Source organism: Bisbaumannia salifodinae (genome assembly GCF_055388505.1).
This window is the reverse complement of record NZ_AP043781.1, coordinates 918,614-934,688: the sequence shown is the minus strand read 5'-3', so window position 1 is coordinate 934,688 and position 16,075 is coordinate 918,614. Positions and strand designations below refer to the sequence as shown.

14 protein-coding genes and 1 pseudogene are annotated in these 16,075 nt (G+C 68.1%); 10 read left to right on the top strand and 5 right to left on the bottom strand.

What is annotated here, in order from left to right; translation table 11 throughout:
• Positions 1–24: 24 nt before the first annotated feature.
• Positions 25–1,179, top strand: coding sequence for an acetylornithine deacetylase (gene argE / locus ACZ5EF_RS04310; RefSeq protein ID WP_346063886.1), 1,155 nt, complete (start codon positions 25–27; stop codon positions 1,177–1,179).
• A 10-nt stretch (positions 1,180–1,189) separates the two neighbouring features.
• Positions 1,190–1,897 (top strand): glutamine amidotransferase, encoded by a 708-nt coding sequence (locus tag ACZ5EF_RS04305; protein WP_346063887.1) that lies wholly within the window; start codon positions 1,190–1,192, stop codon positions 1,895–1,897.
• Here ACZ5EF_RS04305 and ACZ5EF_RS04300 read toward each other — a convergent pair.
• Together ACZ5EF_RS04300 and ACZ5EF_RS04295 are read right to left on the bottom strand one after the other, a co-directional pair.
• On the bottom strand, positions 1,868–2,845 hold the full coding sequence (locus ACZ5EF_RS04300; RefSeq protein ID WP_346063888.1) for a DMT family transporter: 978 nt from the start codon (positions 2,843–2,845) through the stop codon (positions 1,868–1,870). The genes ACZ5EF_RS04305 and ACZ5EF_RS04300 overlap by 30 nt on opposite strands.
• Positions 2,846–2,967: 122 nt before the next feature.
• On the bottom strand, positions 2,968–4,671 hold the full coding sequence (locus tag ACZ5EF_RS04295; RefSeq protein ID WP_195861249.1) for a DEAD/DEAH box helicase: 1,704 nt from the start codon (positions 4,669–4,671) through the stop codon (positions 2,968–2,970).
• Positions 4,672–5,088: 417 nt separating this feature from the next.
• On the opposite strand from ACZ5EF_RS04295, the gene ACZ5EF_RS04290 reads away from it, so the two are divergent.
• Both ACZ5EF_RS04290 and ACZ5EF_RS04285 read left to right on the top strand, forming a co-directional pair.
• Positions 5,089–5,559 carry a YaiI/YqxD family protein gene (locus ACZ5EF_RS04290; protein WP_346063889.1) on the top strand — a complete coding sequence of 157 codons (471 nt, stop codon included), beginning with the start codon at positions 5,089–5,091 and terminating at the stop codon, positions 5,557–5,559.
• A gap of 46 nt (positions 5,560–5,605) precedes the next feature.
• Positions 5,606–5,719: pseudogene (locus tag ACZ5EF_RS04285) on the top strand (DUF188 domain-containing protein); the annotation flags it as partial.
• 5 nt (positions 5,720–5,724) lie between these two features.
• On the opposite strand, the gene ACZ5EF_RS04280 reads toward ACZ5EF_RS04285, so the two are convergent.
• Positions 5,725–6,729, bottom strand: a complete 1,005-nt coding sequence (locus ACZ5EF_RS04280) for a glutathione S-transferase family protein (RefSeq protein WP_346063890.1) — start codon at positions 6,727–6,729, stop codon at positions 5,725–5,727.
• Positions 6,730–6,818: 89 nt separating this feature from the next.
• Positions 6,819–7,718, bottom strand: coding sequence for a LysR family transcriptional regulator (locus ACZ5EF_RS04275; protein WP_346063891.1), 900 nt, complete (start codon positions 7,716–7,718; stop codon positions 6,819–6,821).
• A gap of 97 nt (positions 7,719–7,815) precedes the next feature.
• Here ACZ5EF_RS04275 and ACZ5EF_RS04270 point away from each other — a divergent pair, with 97 nt between their 5' ends.
• The 3 genes from ACZ5EF_RS04270 (at position 7,816) to ACZ5EF_RS04260 (ending at position 12,207) form a co-directional block, all read left to right on the top strand.
• Positions 7,816–8,667 (top strand): pirin family protein, encoded by an 852-nt coding sequence (locus ACZ5EF_RS04270; RefSeq protein WP_346063892.1) that lies wholly within the window; start codon positions 7,816–7,818, stop codon positions 8,665–8,667.
• A gap of 299 nt (positions 8,668–8,966) precedes the next feature.
• Positions 8,967–10,496, top strand: coding sequence for a peptidoglycan DD-metalloendopeptidase family protein (locus ACZ5EF_RS04265; RefSeq protein WP_379730143.1), 1,530 nt, complete (start codon positions 8,967–8,969; stop codon positions 10,494–10,496).
• A gap of 358 nt (positions 10,497–10,854) precedes the next feature.
• A complete protein-coding gene (locus tag ACZ5EF_RS04260; RefSeq protein WP_346063894.1) occupies positions 10,855–12,207 on the top strand; it encodes an MFS transporter in 1,353 nt (450 codons plus the stop codon).
• 60 nt (positions 12,208–12,267) lie between these two features.
• Here the strand turns inward: ACZ5EF_RS04260 and ACZ5EF_RS04255 are convergent, their stop codons facing one another.
• Entirely contained in the window at positions 12,268–13,209 is a 942-nt protein-coding gene (locus ACZ5EF_RS04255; protein ID WP_346063895.1) for a LysR substrate-binding domain-containing protein, read from the bottom strand.
• Between the two features lie 123 nt (positions 13,210–13,332).
• Between ACZ5EF_RS04255 and ACZ5EF_RS04250 the strand changes: the two genes are divergently transcribed.
• The 3 genes from ACZ5EF_RS04250 (at position 13,333) to ACZ5EF_RS04240 (ending at position 16,050) form a co-directional block, all read left to right on the top strand.
• Positions 13,333–14,205 carry a pirin family protein gene (locus ACZ5EF_RS04250; protein ID WP_346063896.1) on the top strand — a complete coding sequence of 291 codons (873 nt, stop codon included), beginning with the start codon at positions 13,333–13,335 and terminating at the stop codon, positions 14,203–14,205.
• Between the two features lie 74 nt (positions 14,206–14,279).
• Complete coding sequence (gene ycaC / locus ACZ5EF_RS04245; protein ID WP_346063897.1) at positions 14,280–14,906, top strand: isochorismate family cysteine hydrolase YcaC; 627 nt, start codon at positions 14,280–14,282, stop codon at positions 14,904–14,906.
• A gap of 202 nt (positions 14,907–15,108) precedes the next feature.
• A complete protein-coding gene (locus tag ACZ5EF_RS04240; protein WP_346063898.1) occupies positions 15,109–16,050 on the top strand; it encodes a pirin family protein in 942 nt (313 codons plus the stop codon).
• Positions 16,051–16,075: the final 25 nt, after the last annotated feature.

Sequence of the window (16,075 nt, the reverse complement as noted above, 5' to 3'; positions counted from 1 at the left end):
CCCATCATCGACAGGAGTCAGATCATGACCGCCAGCCAACTGCTCGAGACCCTGGTGGGTTTCGCCACCGTGTCCCGGGATTCCAACCTGGAGCTGATCCGCTGGGTCGAGGCCTATCTCGACGACCATGGCGTGCCCCACCAGCGCATCGAGAGCGACGACGGGCGCAAGGCCAACCTCCTGGCGCGTATCGGGCCCGAGGTGGCCGGGGGCGTCGTGCTCTCCGGGCATACCGACGTGGTACCAGTGGATGGCCAGCCCTGGTCCAGCGACCCCTTCACCCTCACCGACAAGGGCGACGGCCGCCTCTACGGCCGCGGCACCTGTGACATGAAGGGCTTTATCGCCTGTGCCCTGGCCCAGGTGCCCGAGTGGGTGCAGCAGGACCTGCCGGTGCCCCTCTACCTGGCCCTCTCCTACGACGAGGAGGTGGGCTGCATCGGCGCCCCGCGCATGATCGAGGCACTCATGGCCGAGCATCCGCGCCCCGCCGCGGTGATCGTCGGCGAGCCGACCCTAATGCAGCCGGTGGTGGCCCACAAGGGCGCCACCAACCTGCGCACCACCGTCACCGGCCGCGCCAGCCACTCCAGCCAGGTCGACCAGGGGGTCTCGGCGATCCATGTGGCGGCGCGGCTGGTCACCTATATCGAGGAGGTGATGGCGGAGCTCAAGGCCGAGGGGCGCGTCGACGAGGCCTTCAACGTGGTCCACTCGAGCCTGCACGTGGGCAAGATCGCCGGCGGCACGGCGATCAATATCATGGCCCGGGAGTGCGTCTTCGAGTGGGAGATTCGCCACCTGCCGTCGGATCGCTTCGACGAGCTGCTGGGCCGGGTCCAGACCCGGGCCGCCGAACTCGAGGCGGAGATGCGCGAGCGGGCGCCCCAGGCCGCCATCGTCACCGAGGCCCTCAACGAGACGGTGCCGGCCCTGGCCGACGACAATAACGCCGAGGTGCTCGAACTCTGCCAGGCGCTGCTGGGCGAGCGCCCCGCCGGCGCCGTGGCCTACGCCACCGAGGCGGGGCAGTTCCAGCGCCGGGGCCTGCCCACGCTGATCTGTGGCCCCGGCAGCATCGCTCAGGCCCACCAGCCGGACGAGTATCTCGAGGTCGCCGAGCTGGAGGCGGCCAGCCGTTTCATGGCGGCGCTGGGCCAGCACCTGGCCGCTCGTTGAGGAAGCCCCGATGACCCGACTGCTGATCGTCAAGACCGGCGAGGCCTTCCCCGAGGTGGTGGAGGCCCATGGCGACTTCGAGGCGCTGTTCCGGCAGGCCCTGGCCCGGGAGGGCTTCTCGGCCGAGGTCTTCGACGCCCGCCATGAGTCGTTACCCGACCTGGACGAGGTCGATGGCCTCTACCTTACCGGCTCCCATGCCATGGTCAGCGATGCCGAGCCCTGGAGCGAGGCGCTCAAGCCCTGGCTGCGGGAGGCCCGAGCGCGGGACCTGGCGATGCTCGGGGTCTGCTACGGCCACCAGTTGATGGCTGCGGCCTTCGGCGGGGTCAGCGATTACCATCCGGCGGGGCGCGAGTCCGGCACCCGGGCGGTGACGCTGACCCGGGCCGGCCGCGAGGATGCCCTGCTCGGCACCCTCCCCGCGCGCTTCCCGGCCCAGTTGACCCATGCCCAGTCGGTGCTCGAGGCGCCCAGGGACGCCGTGGTACTGGCCCGCAATGCCCATGATGCCCATCAGGCGCTGCGCTACGGGCCGCGCCAGTGGAGCCTGCAGTTCCATCCAGAGTTCACCCCGGCGGTGATGCGTGCCTACCTGGCCCGCCAGGTGGCCGCCCTGCGCGACCAGGGCCAGGACCCGCAGGCATTGCTCGAGGCAGTGACCGCCACGCCGGAGGCGGGCTCGCTGTTAACGCGTTTCGCCCGGCTGCTCGGCTAGCCCCGGCGAGTCGTTCCCGGCCTCCCGCGCGGCGGCCTCGGCGAGGGCCTGCTGCGGGTCCGGGGCGCCCTCGGCCACCTTGCGGCGCTGCCGCAGCAGGTCCAGCAGGCCGCTGCCCAGCAGGGCGGCGAGGATCAGCCCGCCACCGACGAAGGCCAGCGCCGGCGGCACCTCGCCGACCCAGGCCCACACCAGCAGGGTGCCCACCAGGGTCTCCAGCAGCATCACCAGGCTGGCCTCGGCCCCCGGCAGGTAGCGGGGCCCGGTCTGGATCAGGTAGTAGGCCGCCGGCAGGAATACCAAACCCATCAGCAGCAGCGGCAGCAGGTCCGCCAGGGGCGGCAGTTGCATGCCGCCCAGGGCCAGGGCCGGCAGCAACATCACCAGGCAGCCCAGGGGCAGGATCACGGTGGTATCTACGCCGCGCTGGGCGCTGGCCACGGTCATGTTGACGGCGATCGACAGCGGGATCGCCAGGGCCACCACCAACCCCAAGGGCGAGCCCTGCCCCACCTCACCGGCGGCCATCAGTCCCGCCCCCAGCACGCAGAGCAGGATCACCGCCCAGGTCTGGACTCTCAGGCGCTGACCAAACAGCAACAGCCCCAGCAGCCCCGCCACCAGCGGCGCCAGGTTCTGGATCACCAGCACGTTGCCGGCGGCGGTCAGACGCACCGCCGCCACGAACCCCCAGGCACTGCCGGCGAAGGCCAGCGGGCACCACAGGGCCGCCGGGCCGCAGGCGCGCACGGCCCCGGGCAGCCCGCGACCATAGCGGGCCAGGGCCACCGCGCCCAGCACCAGTCCCAGCAGCAGCGCCCGCCAGAACATAAAGACTTCCACCTCCACCTGGGTGGCCTTGACGAAGAGGGCGTCCGGGGAGAGCAGCAGTACCCCGGCCCCGGTGATCAGGTAGCCACGGGCGCGTCTCGAGAGTCCCTGCCACATGGCATATCTCCTTGATCAGCGGTTCCGCCAGTCTCGCTGGTGATCAAAAAAACGCAGGCCGGGGAACGTCCCCGGCCTGCGTGGTTACGACCCGCCCGATGGCGGGGACGCCAGTTCAGGCGTTAGGCGCTATGGCGGCGGCGAATCGGCGCATCGCCATCCTGACGCCGCCGCGGGGCCCGCTCGGGGGCGCCACCATCCTCGCGGATCTCCAGCTCGCGGCCGGCGACCCGGGCACGGGCCATCTTGGCCAGGATGCTCGGCGGCAGGGAGTTGGGCAGCTCCACCACCGAGAAGGCGTTGCGGATATCGATACGACCGATGCGCTTGCCTTCGATGCCCCCCTCGTTGGCCAGGGCGCCGACCAGTTGGCCCGGCTTGACGCCGTCCTTGTGGCCCACGGAGACCCGGTAGCGGGTCATGCCCTCACGGGGGGCGCGATCGCGGGGCGCGCCGCGCTCGCCACGCTCACGGGGGGCACGCTCGTTGCGCTCGCGGGGTGCCGGCAGGCGACCGATGGGCGCCTCGTCGGCGCGGGCCAGGGCGGCCAGCACGCAGGCCAGCTCCACCGGGTCCTGGCCGTCGGCCACCAGGGCCTCCACCAGGGCGCGCTGTTCGTCGGCCCCCTGCACCAGGGCATCGCGCACGCGCAGCTGGAAGACCTGGTCGCGATGGGCGCGGATGGCGGCCTCGTCAGGCAGCGGCATCTCGCTCATCTGCTGGCCGGTGGCCTGCTCCAGCCAGCGCACCTTGCGGGTCTCGCGGAAGCCGGCGAAGGTGATCGCCACGCCGCTGCGACCGGCGCGGCCGGTACGGCCGATACGGTGGGTATAGGCCTCGCTGTCCTGGGGCAGGTCGTAGTTGACCACGTGGGTGATGCGCGGCACGTCGAGGCCGCGGGCGGCCACGTCGGTGGCGATCAGCACGTCCACCTTGCTGCGCTTGAGGCGGGTGATGGTGCGCTCGCGCAGGCTCTGGTCCAGGTCACCGGAGAGGCCGGCGGCGTTGACGCCGCGGGCGGTGAGCTGCTCCACCAGGGTGGTACAGGCGGCCCGGGTGCGCACGAAGACGATGGCGGCGTCCACCGGCTCGACCTCGAGGATGCGCGACAGCGCCTCCAGCTTGGCGGCGCCCTCGACGCGCACCAGGCGCTGCTCGATGTTCTCACCGGTGGTGGTGCGTGACTCGATGGCCACCTTCACCGGGTCCACCAGGTAACGGTCGACGATGCGCTCGATCTCCGCCGGCAGGGTGGCGGAGAAGAACACCCGCTGGGCGTTCTTGGGGGTGTCGGCGACGACGCGCTTGACGTCATCGATAAAGCCCATGCGCAGCATCTCGTCGGCTTCGTCCAGCACCAGGGCGGAGAGACCGTCGAGCTTGAGGCTGCCGCGATCCAGGTGATCGATCACCCGGCCGGGGGTGCCGACGACGACCTGGGCGCCGCGCTTGAGGGCCCCCAACTGCTCGCGATATTCCTGGCCGCCGCACAGGGTAGCCACTTCCAGGCCCTGGAGGTTCTGGCCGTACTTGCTGAAGGAGACGGCCACCTGCTGGGCCAGCTCGCGGGTCGGCGCCAGCACCAGTACCTGGGGCTCGCGGCGGGTCAGCTCGAGGCGCGACAGCAGCGGCAGGGCGAAGGCGGCGGTCTTGCCGGTACCGGTCTGGGCCTGACCCAGCAGGTCACGACCTTCCAGCAGGGCGGGAATGGTCTGGGCCTGGATCGGCGAAGGCTCGGTATAGCCCTGGCTCTCGATGGCGGAAAGGACAGCGGGGAGCAGTTCCAGCTCGGCAAAGCTGGAGGAAACGACGGAAGTCGAGGTCATTAATCACACCTTGATAGGCCGGCCGGGCCGGCAACGAAACATGGTGGCGTCTCTACCCCCAACACGTACGGGAGCATGCGGCTCGTGGCCACATCGACAACGGGGGTTGAGACGCCGGTCGCACCTGGCATTCGGTTCGTGGGAGGCGCAGCGTCGCGCTCTCTCCCGGGCGAACCGCTGTGGCGACCTTGATGCGCTTATTCGCCAGGGGCGAGGGCGCTCCATCTCCAAAAGCGACGCCGGCCGTCTGCCGGGCGTCCTGCAAAGCCTTGTCTCGGGGCGGTCATGGCGACACGCGGCGACAAGAACGATCCAATACGATGGTGGGGTCAACACATGCGAGGAGGGCGCATGCTACCATCGACCTCCCCGCGACGCCAGCCTTATCGCGATCCCGCCTGACTTCATGGAGCCCTTATGTCCCAGCCCTTATCGGCGGCCCAGCTCTGGGTGGATGCCGACGCTTGCCCCCGGGTGGTGCGCGATATCATCGTGCGTGCCGCCGAGCGCACCGCCACCCCCACCTGGTTCGTGGCCAACCACAGCATTCCCCTGCCGCCGTCGAAGTGGGTGAAATCGCTGAGCGTGGCCAGCGGCTTCGACGCCGCCGACAACGAGATCGTCGAGCGTATCCAACCCGGCGACCTGCTGATCACCTCCGACCTGCCCCTGGCCCTGGAGGCCCTGGAGCGCGGCGCCAAGGTGATGACCACCCGCGGCGAATCCCTCAACAAGGACAATATTCGCGCCCGGGTGCAGATGAGGGATTTCATGGAAACGCTACGCGCCAGCGGCGAGCATACCGGCGGCCCCAAGGGCTACTCGGACGGTGACCGCCGCGAATTCGCCAATGCCCTGGACCGCTGGCTGGCCAGGAAAGGGGCATAAGCCCTATCTGCCCCCGGGGTGCAGATGCGCCTGATACAAGCCCTGCATGGAAACGCTACGCGCCAGCGGCGAGCATACCGGCGGCCCCAAGGGCTACTCGGACGGTGACCGCCGCGAATTCGCCAATGCCCTGGACCGCTGGCTGGCCAGGAAAGGGTAAGGCCCTTACCCCTTGCGGCGAATGCCGCGGCCCGGCAGGCGCTCCCGGTCATGGGGCCGCTCGAAGTCCAGCTCGGGCCCCTTGGGCACGATACGGGTGGGATTGATGGTGTCGTGGCTGTAGTAATAGTGGCGCTTGATATGGTCGAGGCTCACCGTCTCCCTGATCCCCGGCCACTGATAGAGCTCGCGCACATAGTTGGCGAGATTCGGATAGTCCTCGATGCGCTTCAGGTTGCACTTGAAGTGGCCGTGATAGACCGCATCGAAGCGCACCAGGGTGGTGAACAGGCGAATATCCGCCTCGGTCAGCCACTCCCCCGCCAGGTAGCGACGCTCGGCCAGACGCGCCTCCATCCGGTCCAGGGCCGCGAACAGCGCCGTCACATGCTTCTCGTAGACCGCCTGGTCGGTGGCGAAGCCGGTCTTGTAGACGCCGTTGTTGATATGTTCGTAGACATCGTCATTGATGGCGTCGATGGTCTCGCGAAGGTCCGCCGGGTAGAGGTCCAGATCGTTGCCGGTCAGCGCGTCGAAGGCGTCGTTGAAGATGCGCAGCAGGTCCGCCGACTCGTTGTTGACGATGCGTCGTTCCCACTTGTCCCACAGTACCGGCACCGTGACCCGACCGGTGTAGTGGGGATCGGTGAGGGTGTAGAGCTCGCGATGGTAGGCGACACCGTTGATCGGGTCGCCACTGGAGCCCTCCTCTTCCTTGTAGGTCCAGCCCTGGTCGAGCATCAGCGGGCTGACATGGGAGACGCCGACCAGGTCGTCGAGTCCCTTGAGCCTGCGCAGGATCAGGGTGCGGTGGGCCCAGGGGCAGGCCAGGGAGACATAGAGGTGGAAGCGCTCCGCCGCGGCGGGCAGCGCCGCCTGGCCCTCCGGGCCGGGGCCGCCATCGGGGGTCACCCAGTCGCGCAACTGGGCGGACTCGCGGACGAACTCGCCGCCATGCGTCTTGGTGTCGTACCACTGGTCGCTCCACTTGCCGTCGATCAAAAGGCCCATGTCGTTCTCCTGTGAGTTAGTTGACGTTGCCCTCAGGATATTCCGACCATATCGATCATCAAGCCCATATTTTCCGGCATTTCTTTCGATTAAATCGAATCACCTTCACAGCCCTTCACCGCCTCGACCAGATTCCTCCCCATCGCCCGGGTGGCCGGCCCGGCCCGATCCCGGTCCCGGTAGATCAGCTGCATGGGTACCTGGCGAGTGCCGCCGGCGGCCAGGGGCAGGGGGCGCAGGCGTCCGTCGTCCAGGGCCGATTGGATGCGCGTCTCCGGCAACCAGGCGAAGCCCAGGCCGCGCTCCAGCATGCCGATGGAGGTGTCCAGGTGGCTCACCGTCCAGCGCTGCTCGGCCTTGAGCCAGCCGGAGTCCATCGACTGGCGCAGCGCCGAGTCGCGAACCACCAGTTGGCGGTACTGCACCAGGTCGCGCAGGTCCAGCTCGCGCCCCAGGTGATGCAGCGCATGCTCGGGGTGAGCCACGGCGATAAAGCGCACCGTGACCAGGGGTTCGCCCAGGAAACCCTGGGCGGCCAGACCGGAGGCCACCAGGTCGGCGCGGCCGTCGTAGAGCATCTCGACGCCGCCGTTGAGCACCGTCTCGTGGAGCTGCACCCGCACATGGGGATAGGCGCTCGAGAAGGCCTCCAGGGCCCGGGCCAGGGCGTCCGGGGGAAACAGCTGATCCACCGCCAGCACCACCTCCGCCTCCAGCCCCTCGGCCAGGCGACCGGCCACGTCCTCCAGGGACTCGGCGCTCTCCAGCAACTGCCGGGCCCGGCGCAGCAGCATCTCGCCGGCCTCGGTCAGCCGCACCTGGCGCCCCACCGGCTCCAACACCTTGACACCGAGCTGCTCCTCCAGCTTGTGCACCGCATGGTTGAGGGTCGAGGGGCTCTTGTGGATGGCCTCGGCGGCACGGGCGAAGCCGCCGTGATCCACCACCGCGGCGAGGGTCTGCCATTGGGCCAGGGTGACACGAGACATTTCGATTTCCTCGAATATTAACTGCGAATATATGCGCTTAATTTTCGAAAAAATCAGACTAATATGCCAGTCAGAGACTTCAACGGAGGCATACGACATGACTACCCCACGGCTTCGTCAGATCACCCAAGTACGCCGCAACCAGCCCAGTCAGGACGGCGCCGGGGTCAAGATTCGCCGCATCCATGAGTTCGGTGGCGGCATCGACCCCTTCCTGATGCTCGATGAGCTGGGCTCGGATCGTCCCGACGATTATCTGGCCGGCTTTCCGCCCCACCCCCACCGCGGCATCCAGACCCTGACCTATGTGCTGCATGGCGGCCTGACCCACGAGGATCACCTGGGCCACTCCAGCACCATCGCCGCCGGCGATGCCCAGTGGATGCATACCGGGCACGGCATCATCCACTCGGAGATGCCGCTCACCGACAGCCAGGGGCTGCACGCCTTCCAGCTGTGGCTCAACCTGGCCGCCGCCGACAAGCTGAGCCCGGCCACCTATCGCGACGTGCGCGGCGAGGAGATGCCGCGGCTGGCCCATGGTGGCGCCGAACTGATCGCCCTCGGCGGTCACTGGCAGGCCGAGGATGGCGAGGCCATCGATGGTCCCCTGGACGCCCTGGCGGGCCGCGGCGCGGTGGCCCACGCCAGACTCGCCCCGGAGAGCCGCCTGAGCCTGGTGGTGGAGGCGCCGACCCTGCTGGTGTATGTCTTCGCCGGGGAACTCGCGATCGGCGAGCGGCGTGTCGGCGCCGGACAACTGGCCAGCCTGGGGGCCGGAGAGCACCTAGTGCTGGAAGGTGGCGAGTCGGGAGGCGAGGCGCTGGTGCTGGCGGGCCATCCCCACGGCGAGCCCATCGCCCACTATGGCCCCTTCGTGATGAACACCCAGGCGGAACTGGAGCAGGCACTGCTCGACTACCGCAACGGTACCTTTATCGAAGGGTAAGCGAGCCTCGGCGAGCGCCCCCGGCGCATCGGCAGCGACACCGTCATCAAAGGGTCATCGCTTCGAGGTTGCACCGAAGGTCAATTAGTTTATGCTAGCGGACCGCCTGATACCGGGCCTCCCAGGGGGAGGCCCGGGTTTCTGTTTGCATATACAGGCTAGGCAGGCTACACAGCATAGGGTATGGTTCTTGGGTTTTTTGGCACCCTTTTTCACTATTTTTACGGCCATTTTCTATGTTGCGAATCCTCCATTCGCTGCCCCGCACGCATAAGTTACTGCTGCTACCCGTTGCCACCATGGTTACCGTGCTGGGCGCACAACAGATCTTCACCGCCATCGACTCCCGCGATGACGCTCGCCTGACCACCCAACTGATTTCCCTGGAAGAGAGCGCCGACGCCGCCGGGGTAGCCCTCCCCGATGCCCAAGGCGGCGACGATGCCTGGCACCGCGATACCCCTGCCCAAGATCGCCTGCTGGCCCTGGCCCCTCGCTACGAGACCCTCCCCCTGGCCAGCGCAGAGGGTCCCGCCCGCCTGCACCCCGAGGCACTGCGGGTGGCCCTGACCCTGACGGCCCTGCGCCAGGGAGAGTGGGAAACCGCCACCTCCTACGATGACTTCAGCGACGGCCCCCTGGCCCTCTTCGACAGCGAGCATATCTACCTGGACGAGGAGATCGCCGCCGACGAGATCTTCGAGCCGCGCTGGGAGACCTACACCGTACAGCAGGGCGACACCTTCGCCGTGTTGGCCCAGAGCCACCTGGGCATGGGCTATAGCGAGGCCCTGCGCCTGTTGGAGGCGCTGCCGGACCAGAACGTCCTGGCGCGTTGGCGGGTCGGCAGCAGCTTCGACTATATGCTCGATGAAGGGGGCCAACTGCTGGCCCTGCGGGTGATGAAGAATGCCCGCCACGGCTACCTGATCGAGCGCGACGACGAGGACCTCACCTTCGCCGTGGCCGATATCGAGCGCGCCGGCGAGGCCACCCAGCGCCTCTTCGCCGGCAGCGTCAGCGGCAGCTTCGCCCGATCGGCCCAGGCCACCGGCCTGAACGCCCGGGAGGTGGCTCAGCTCACCAATGTGCTCTCCAGGAAACTCGACTTTCGCCGCGATACCCGTCGCGGCGATCGCTTTCAGGTCCTGGTCGAATCCGACATGATCGACGGTCAGCCCCTCGATTCACGGATCCTCGCGGTACAATACGAGGGCGCACGGATGGATCTCGCCGTGTTCCGCAACAGCGCCGACGAGCGTTTCTATACCGCGGATGGCCGCGGCCTGGATCCGGCCTTCGAGCGCTACCCCTTCAATGGCAGCTACCGACTCAGCTCAGGCTTCAACCTGCGTCGTACCCATCCGGTGACCGGCCGGGTCAGCCCCCACCACGGCACCGATTTCGCCATGCCCAGCGGCACCCCGGTCATCGCCCCGGCGGATGGCCGCGTAGAGAAGGTGGGCAACCACCCCGCCGCCGGCCGCTTCGTGGTGATTCGTCACGACAACGGCTACCGCACTCGCTACCTGCACCTCTCCCAGCCCCAGGTCAGTCGCGGTGATCGGGTCGGCATGGGCGAGCAAATCGCCCTGTCCGGCAATACCGGGCGCAGCACCGGTCCCCACCTGCACTACGAGGTGATCGTCAACAACCAGCCGGTGGATGCCATGCGCGTCGAGTTGCCGGAGAGCCAACGCCTGGAAGGCGACGCCCTGGCCGCCTTCCAGCGCGAGTCCGAGCTGTTGCTGGCACGCCTGGAAAGCGGCGAGACCGGCACCGTGCTGGCCAGCACGCCCCGCGAGGCACGCCCGGATAGCGATAGCTGATCCCTCCGCCGCCAACCCGGCACAACGCCCCGCCCATGCGGGGCGTTGTGCGTTTCAGGCACCATGCGCTGCGAGTGAGCCGCGCGGAGCCACCCTGCACCAAGCTGGGCCATGTCCGCGCCTTTTCAGCGCTCCCCCACCCCAGACCAACTCCACAACAAATTGAATTAAAAGCATAAAACCAATTCCGGCAAGATGCTTGCACAGATTGAGTACCTTGCTGGTAGGCGTAGACCAGGCTCCGCGGAGTACGAGTGCGTCGAACCGCCCTTCAATGACGAAGGCGCGACAGGGCAGTGGCCACGGCCGCCTGCCATGCCGCGATGTTCGAACCCGCTCACTCGACGAGGTCACTGCCATGGAACTTCGCAACAAGGCCAACAGGATCCGCCTGTTCAGCTTCAACACCCCACAGATGCGCGCCTTCCACTTCTCCTGGTTCGCCTTCCACCTCTGCTTCTTCGGCTGGTTCGGCATCGCCCCGCTGATGGCGGTGGTGCGCGAGGACCTGGCCCTCACCCAGACCCAGATCGGCAACACCATCATCGCCTCGGTGCTGATCACCGTGATCGTGCGCCTGGCGATCGGCGTGCTATGCGACAAGATCGGCCCCCGCAAGGCCTACAGCGGCCTGCTGGTGCTGGGCTCGATCCCGGTAATGAGCATCGGCCTGGCCGACAGCTTCGAGACCTTCCTGCTGGCCCGACTGGCCATCGGCGCCATCGGCGCCGCCTTCGTCATCACCCAGTACCACACCACCATGATGTTCGCCCCCAATGTGGTGGGCACCGCCAATGCCACCTCGGCGGGCTGGGGCAACCTGGGCGGCGGCACCACCCAGATCCTGATGCCGCTGATCTTCTCCGGCCTGCTGATGCTCGGGGTCAGCGAGACCCTGGGCTGGCGCCTGGCCATGGTGGTGCCCGGGGTGGTGCTGTTTATCACCGGCATCGCCTACTACCGCTTCACCCAGGACGCCCCGGACGGTAACTTCGACGAGCTGCGCGAACGCGGCGAGCTGGCCGAGGCCAACGGCGAGCACGGCGCCGGCCGGAGCTTCCTGGCCGCCGCCAGGGACATCCGCGTCTGGGCCCTGTTCCTGGTCTATGCCGCCTGCTTCGGGGTCGAGCTGACCATCAACAATATCGCCGCCATCTACTTCTTCGATCACTTCGACCTGACCCTGGCCACCGCCGGCATGATCGCCGGGCTGTTCGGGCTGATGAATATCTTCGCCCGCACCCTGGGCGGCGTCTTCTCCGATCTCTTCGCCCGCCAGGGCGGCCTCAAGGGCCGGGTGCGCTGGCTGTTTATCGCCCTGCTCTGCGAGGGCATCGCCCTGCTGTTCTTCTCGCAGATGCACGTGCTCTCCTACGCCATCGGCATCATGCTGGTCTTCAGCCTCTTCGTGCAGATGGCCGAAGGCGCCACCTACGGCGTGGTGCCCTTCGTCAACAAGAAGGCCGTCGGCGCCGTGGCCGGCATCGTCGGCGCCGGCGGCAACGTGGGGGCGGTGGCCGCCGCCTTCCTGTTCCGTTCCGAGGCCATCACCTACCAGCAGGGGCTCTTCTACCTTGGCCTGGCGGTCCTGGCCCTGGCTTCCTGTGCCCTGCTGGTGCGCTTCTCCCCCGAGGTCGAGGCCGAGGAAGCCAAGGCCTACCGCGAGGCGGTGGGCGAGGACAGCGGTGCCGGCGCCCTCTCGCTGCGCTAAGCCGTCCTGCCCTGCAACGCTGCCAGCCGCCGCCTCAGGGCGGCGGCTTTCGTCTGCCCTTCAGGAAACGCCTTCCGCATTGATCAACGCCTCCGGGGTGGCGAAATCCTCCTCGGCGATATGCTCGTCCAGGAAGTCGAGCAGCGCCCGCACCGCCGGCAACAGCCCCCGGCGGGAAGGGAAGACCGCATGCAGGATCCCGCCCCGGGGTTCCCAGCCCGGCAGCACGTCGATCAGGCGCCCCGCCTGAATATCCTGCGCCCCGACCAATAGCCCCAGCTTGACCACGCCGAGCCCTTCCAGGGCGGCGGCATGCAGGGTCTCGGCGCTGTCGGTGACCAGGCGGGGCCGGTGGGGAATCTGGGCGCTGGCGCCGTCGGGCCCCACCAGGTCCCAGCAATGGCGATGGTCATACTGCTCGAAGTCGAGGCTCGGCAGCTCGACGAGATCCGCCGGCGTGCGCGGCCGTGGCCGGTCACCGAACAGGGCGGGGGCGGCCATCAGCCGCTGGGGACTCGCCGCCAGCACCTTCATGGTCAGGTCGCTGTCCTCCAGGGGCGGGAAGCGCACCCGGACCGCCAGATCGAAGCCCTCCTTGATCACGTCCACCCGCCGGCTGGTCGCCTCCACCTGCACCTCCACCTTGGGACAGCGCGCCATGAAACGCACCAGCAAGGGTGTGATCAGGTAGTGCAGCACGCTGGGCGAGCAGCTCAGCCGCACCGTCCCCTGGGGCTCGGCGCGATGGCGCTGGATCAGTTCCTCGGCGGCCTCCGCCTCCACCAGCATGGCCAGGCAGTGGCGATAGTAGGCCTGCCCCAGCTCGGTGACCGAGAAGTGCCGCGTGGAGCGCTGGATCAGCCGGGTGGCGAGGCGCTCCTCGAGCTGGGTGATACGCCGGCTCAGCTTCGACTTGGGAATGCCCAGGGCGCGCCCGGCCGGGGCGAAGCCGCCATGATCCACCACCTGCACGAAGTAGTAGAGGTCATTGAGATCCTGCATCCTATTGTCCTATTATCGAAACGCTGAGTGTTATATTAGCCATATACCGGGGTAACCGTTCTTTAAATAGGCTTCCCATCATCGGGAGACAAATCTCTCCCATGCCTTGATAGGAACCATCAGATGAAGAAGATCCAAGCAGTATACGGTGCCCCGCATGGCCATTGGGTCGGCGATGGCTTCCCGGTGCGCTCCCTGTTCCGCTACGACCGCCTGGGCGCCGAGCATCTCAGCCCCTTCCTGCTGCTCGACCATGCCGGCCCCCATCGCTTCGGGCCTAGCCGGCACGTCCGTGGCGTCGGTCCCCATCCCCACCGGGGCTTCGAGACCGTGACCCTGGTCTATCAGGGCGCCCTGGAGCACCGCGACTCGGCGGGGAATGGCGGCCGGATCGGCGAGGGCGACGTCCAGTGGATGACCGCCGGTGCCGGCATCGTCCACGAGGAGTACCACGCCCCGGCCTTCGCCGAGCGCGGTGGCATCCTGGAGATGGTGCAGCTGTGGGTCAACCTGCCGGCCCGGGACAAGTCCGCCCCGCCGGCCTACCAGACCCTGCTCGACGGCGAGATCCCGCGGGTCGACCTGGAGGGTAACGCCGGGCAGGTCAGGGTGGTGGCGGGCAGCTATCTTGATCGAGCGGGACCGGCGCGCACCTTTACCCCCATCAATATCTGGGATCTGCGCCTGGTGGCCGGCGGCGACGCCCGGCTCGAGGTCCCCGAGGGCCATACCACCCTGCTGGTGGTGCTCGAGGGCACGCTGCTGGTCAACGGCGAGCGCATCGTCCGCGACGAGAGCGTCGTCGCCTTCGAGCGCCGCGGCGAGGCCTTCCACCTGGAGGCCAATAACGACGCCAAGCTGCTGCTGCTGAGCGGCGAGCCCCTCAACGAGCCCGTGGCGGGTCAGGGGCCCTTCGTGATGAATCACGAGGCCGAGCTCCACCAAGCCTTTGCCGACTTCCAGACCGGGAAGTTCGGCAACCCGAGGGGGTCATGAGCCGACGCATGACCCCACCCCTGCCCGGCGATGGTCGCCGGGCAGCCCCCTACGACCAAGAAGGGAGAACGACCATGTCCTATACCTACAATCGACTCGACAAGGATGACGTAGCCCTGCTGATGGTGGACCACCAGGCCGGCCTGCTGTCCCTGGTGCGCGACTACAGCCCGGACGACTTCAAGAACAATGTCCTGGCCCTGGCCGATATCGCCAAGTTCTTCGACATCCCCACCATCCTCACCACCAGCTTCGAGACCGGCCCCAATGGCCCCATCGTCCCGGAACTCAAGGAGATGTTCCCCCAGGCCCCCTACTTCGCCCGCCCGGGGCAGATCAACGCCTGGGACAACGAGGAGTTCGTCGCCGCCATCAAGGCCACCGGCAAGAAGCAGCTGCTGATCGCCGGGGTGGTCACCGAGGTGTGCGTGGCCTTCCCCGCGCTCTCGGCCCTGGAGGAGGGCTATGAGGTCTTCGTCGTGACCGACGCCTCCGGCACCTTCAACCAGACCACCCGGGACGCCGCCTGGGATCGCATGTCCCAGGCCGGTGCCCAGTTGATGACCTGGTTCGGGGTGGGCTGCGAGCTGCACCGCGACTGGCGCAACGATATCGAGGGCTTCGGCGGCCTGCTGGCCGGCCACCTGCCCGCCTATGCCAACCTGATGCAAAGCTATTCTCAACAAAACCAGTTGGGCTGACGCGCCAACCCGATGCCGACCCGGTGCCGACCCGATATGTCTCGGCGGAACCCGCTGGGCTAAACGGCGACCGGCCAGGGGCAAATCCCGCGCCCAGGCCATGCCGTCGGTAGCGCGTCGAGGGCTCGGCCTCTGGCAAGGCCCATCAGGGCCTATGCTAAGGGCCGAGCCCTTCTCCTTTGACTGTCAGGAATCGCAGATCATGAGCAATCTCGTCAACGAACGCGAGCTCGCCAGCTCCCTCGACTGCCCCGTCGTCGACGGCAAGCGCCAGGTGCAGCACGTCACCCCGCATAGCGCCGAGGTGGGCGGCATCCCCGTCAACCGCGCCCTGCCCCGCCGCCAGCGCCGCCTGATCGGCGCCTGGTGCTTCCTCGATCATATCGGCCCGGCCGATTTCGCGGCGGAGGATCCCGGCCTCAGGGTCGGGCCCCATCCGCATATCGGCCTGCAGACCTTCACCTGGATGATCGAGGGCGAGATCCTCCACCGCGATAGCCTGGGCACCGCCCAGGTGATCCGCCCCGGCCAGGTCAACCTGATGACCGCCGGTCGCGGCATCAGCCATACCGAGGAGTCGCTGTCCGGCGAGGCGACCCTCCACGCCGCCCAGCTGTGGATCGCCCTGCCCGAGGCGGACCGCCGCACCGACCCGCGCTTCGATCACTACCCCAACCTGCCCCGCTGGCAAGAGGAAGGCACCGAGCTGACCCTGCTGGTGGGCGAGTTCGCCGGCCATAGCGCCCCGACCCTGACCTTCTCGCCCCTGGTGGCCCTCGACCTGGCCAGCCCCCGAGGCGGCCAGTTGCGCCTGCCGCTACGCGGCGACTTCGAATACGGCCTGCTGCCCCTGGAGGGCGACCTGGAGATCGAGGGCGAGACCTTCGCCACCCATGAGCTGGCCTACCTGGGCCGCGGCCGCGACGAGGTAACGGTGACCCTGCCCGCCGCCGGCCGGGTCCTGCTGGTGGGCGGCGAGCCCCTGGGTGAGGAGATCCTGATCTGGTGGAACTTCGTCGGCCACAGCAAGGCCGAGATCAGCGAGGCCCAGCGCGACTGGGAGGCCGAGAGCCCCCGCTTCGGTAGCATTCCCGAGTTCGATGGCCCGCGGCTGACCGCCCCGCCGCTGCCCTGGAAGGCCTGAGCCCCGCTCCCCTCGACCCCAGCCA

Excerpts from the sequence above, each read along its gene's own strand:
- ACZ5EF_RS04240 (WP_346063898.1), top strand. The coding sequence starts at position 15,109 with ATGAGCAATCTCGTCAACGAACGCGAGCTCGCCAGCTCCCTCGACTGC.
- ACZ5EF_RS04270 (WP_346063892.1), top strand. The coding sequence starts at position 7,816 with ATGACTACCCCACGGCTTCGTCAGATCACCCAAGTACGCCGCAACCAG.
- ACZ5EF_RS04275 (WP_346063891.1), bottom strand. The coding sequence starts at position 7,718 with ATGTCTCGTGTCACCCTGGCCCAATGGCAGACCCTCGCCGCGGTGGTG.
- ACZ5EF_RS04280 (WP_346063890.1), bottom strand. The coding sequence starts at position 6,729 with ATGGGCCTTTTGATCGACGGCAAGTGGAGCGACCAGTGGTACGACACC.
- ACZ5EF_RS04290 (WP_346063889.1), top strand. The coding sequence starts at position 5,089 with ATGTCCCAGCCCTTATCGGCGGCCCAGCTCTGGGTGGATGCCGACGCT.
- ycaC (WP_346063897.1), top strand. The coding sequence starts at position 14,280 with ATGTCCTATACCTACAATCGACTCGACAAGGATGACGTAGCCCTGCTG.
- argE (WP_346063886.1), top strand. The coding sequence starts at position 25 with ATGACCGCCAGCCAACTGCTCGAGACCCTGGTGGGTTTCGCCACCGTG.
- ACZ5EF_RS04295 (WP_195861249.1), bottom strand. The coding sequence starts at position 4,671 with ATGACCTCGACTTCCGTCGTTTCCTCCAGCTTTGCCGAGCTGGAACTG.
- ACZ5EF_RS04255 (WP_346063895.1), bottom strand. The coding sequence starts at position 13,209 with ATGCAGGATCTCAATGACCTCTACTACTTCGTGCAGGTGGTGGATCAT.
- ACZ5EF_RS04250 (WP_346063896.1), top strand. The coding sequence starts at position 13,333 with ATGAAGAAGATCCAAGCAGTATACGGTGCCCCGCATGGCCATTGGGTC.
- ACZ5EF_RS04300 (WP_346063888.1), bottom strand. The coding sequence starts at position 2,845 with ATGTGGCAGGGACTCTCGAGACGCGCCCGTGGCTACCTGATCACCGGG.
- ACZ5EF_RS04265 (WP_379730143.1), top strand. The coding sequence starts at position 8,967 with ATGGTTACCGTGCTGGGCGCACAACAGATCTTCACCGCCATCGACTCC.
- ACZ5EF_RS04305 (WP_346063887.1), top strand. The coding sequence starts at position 1,190 with ATGACCCGACTGCTGATCGTCAAGACCGGCGAGGCCTTCCCCGAGGTG.
- ACZ5EF_RS04260 (WP_346063894.1), top strand. The coding sequence starts at position 10,855 with ATGGAACTTCGCAACAAGGCCAACAGGATCCGCCTGTTCAGCTTCAAC.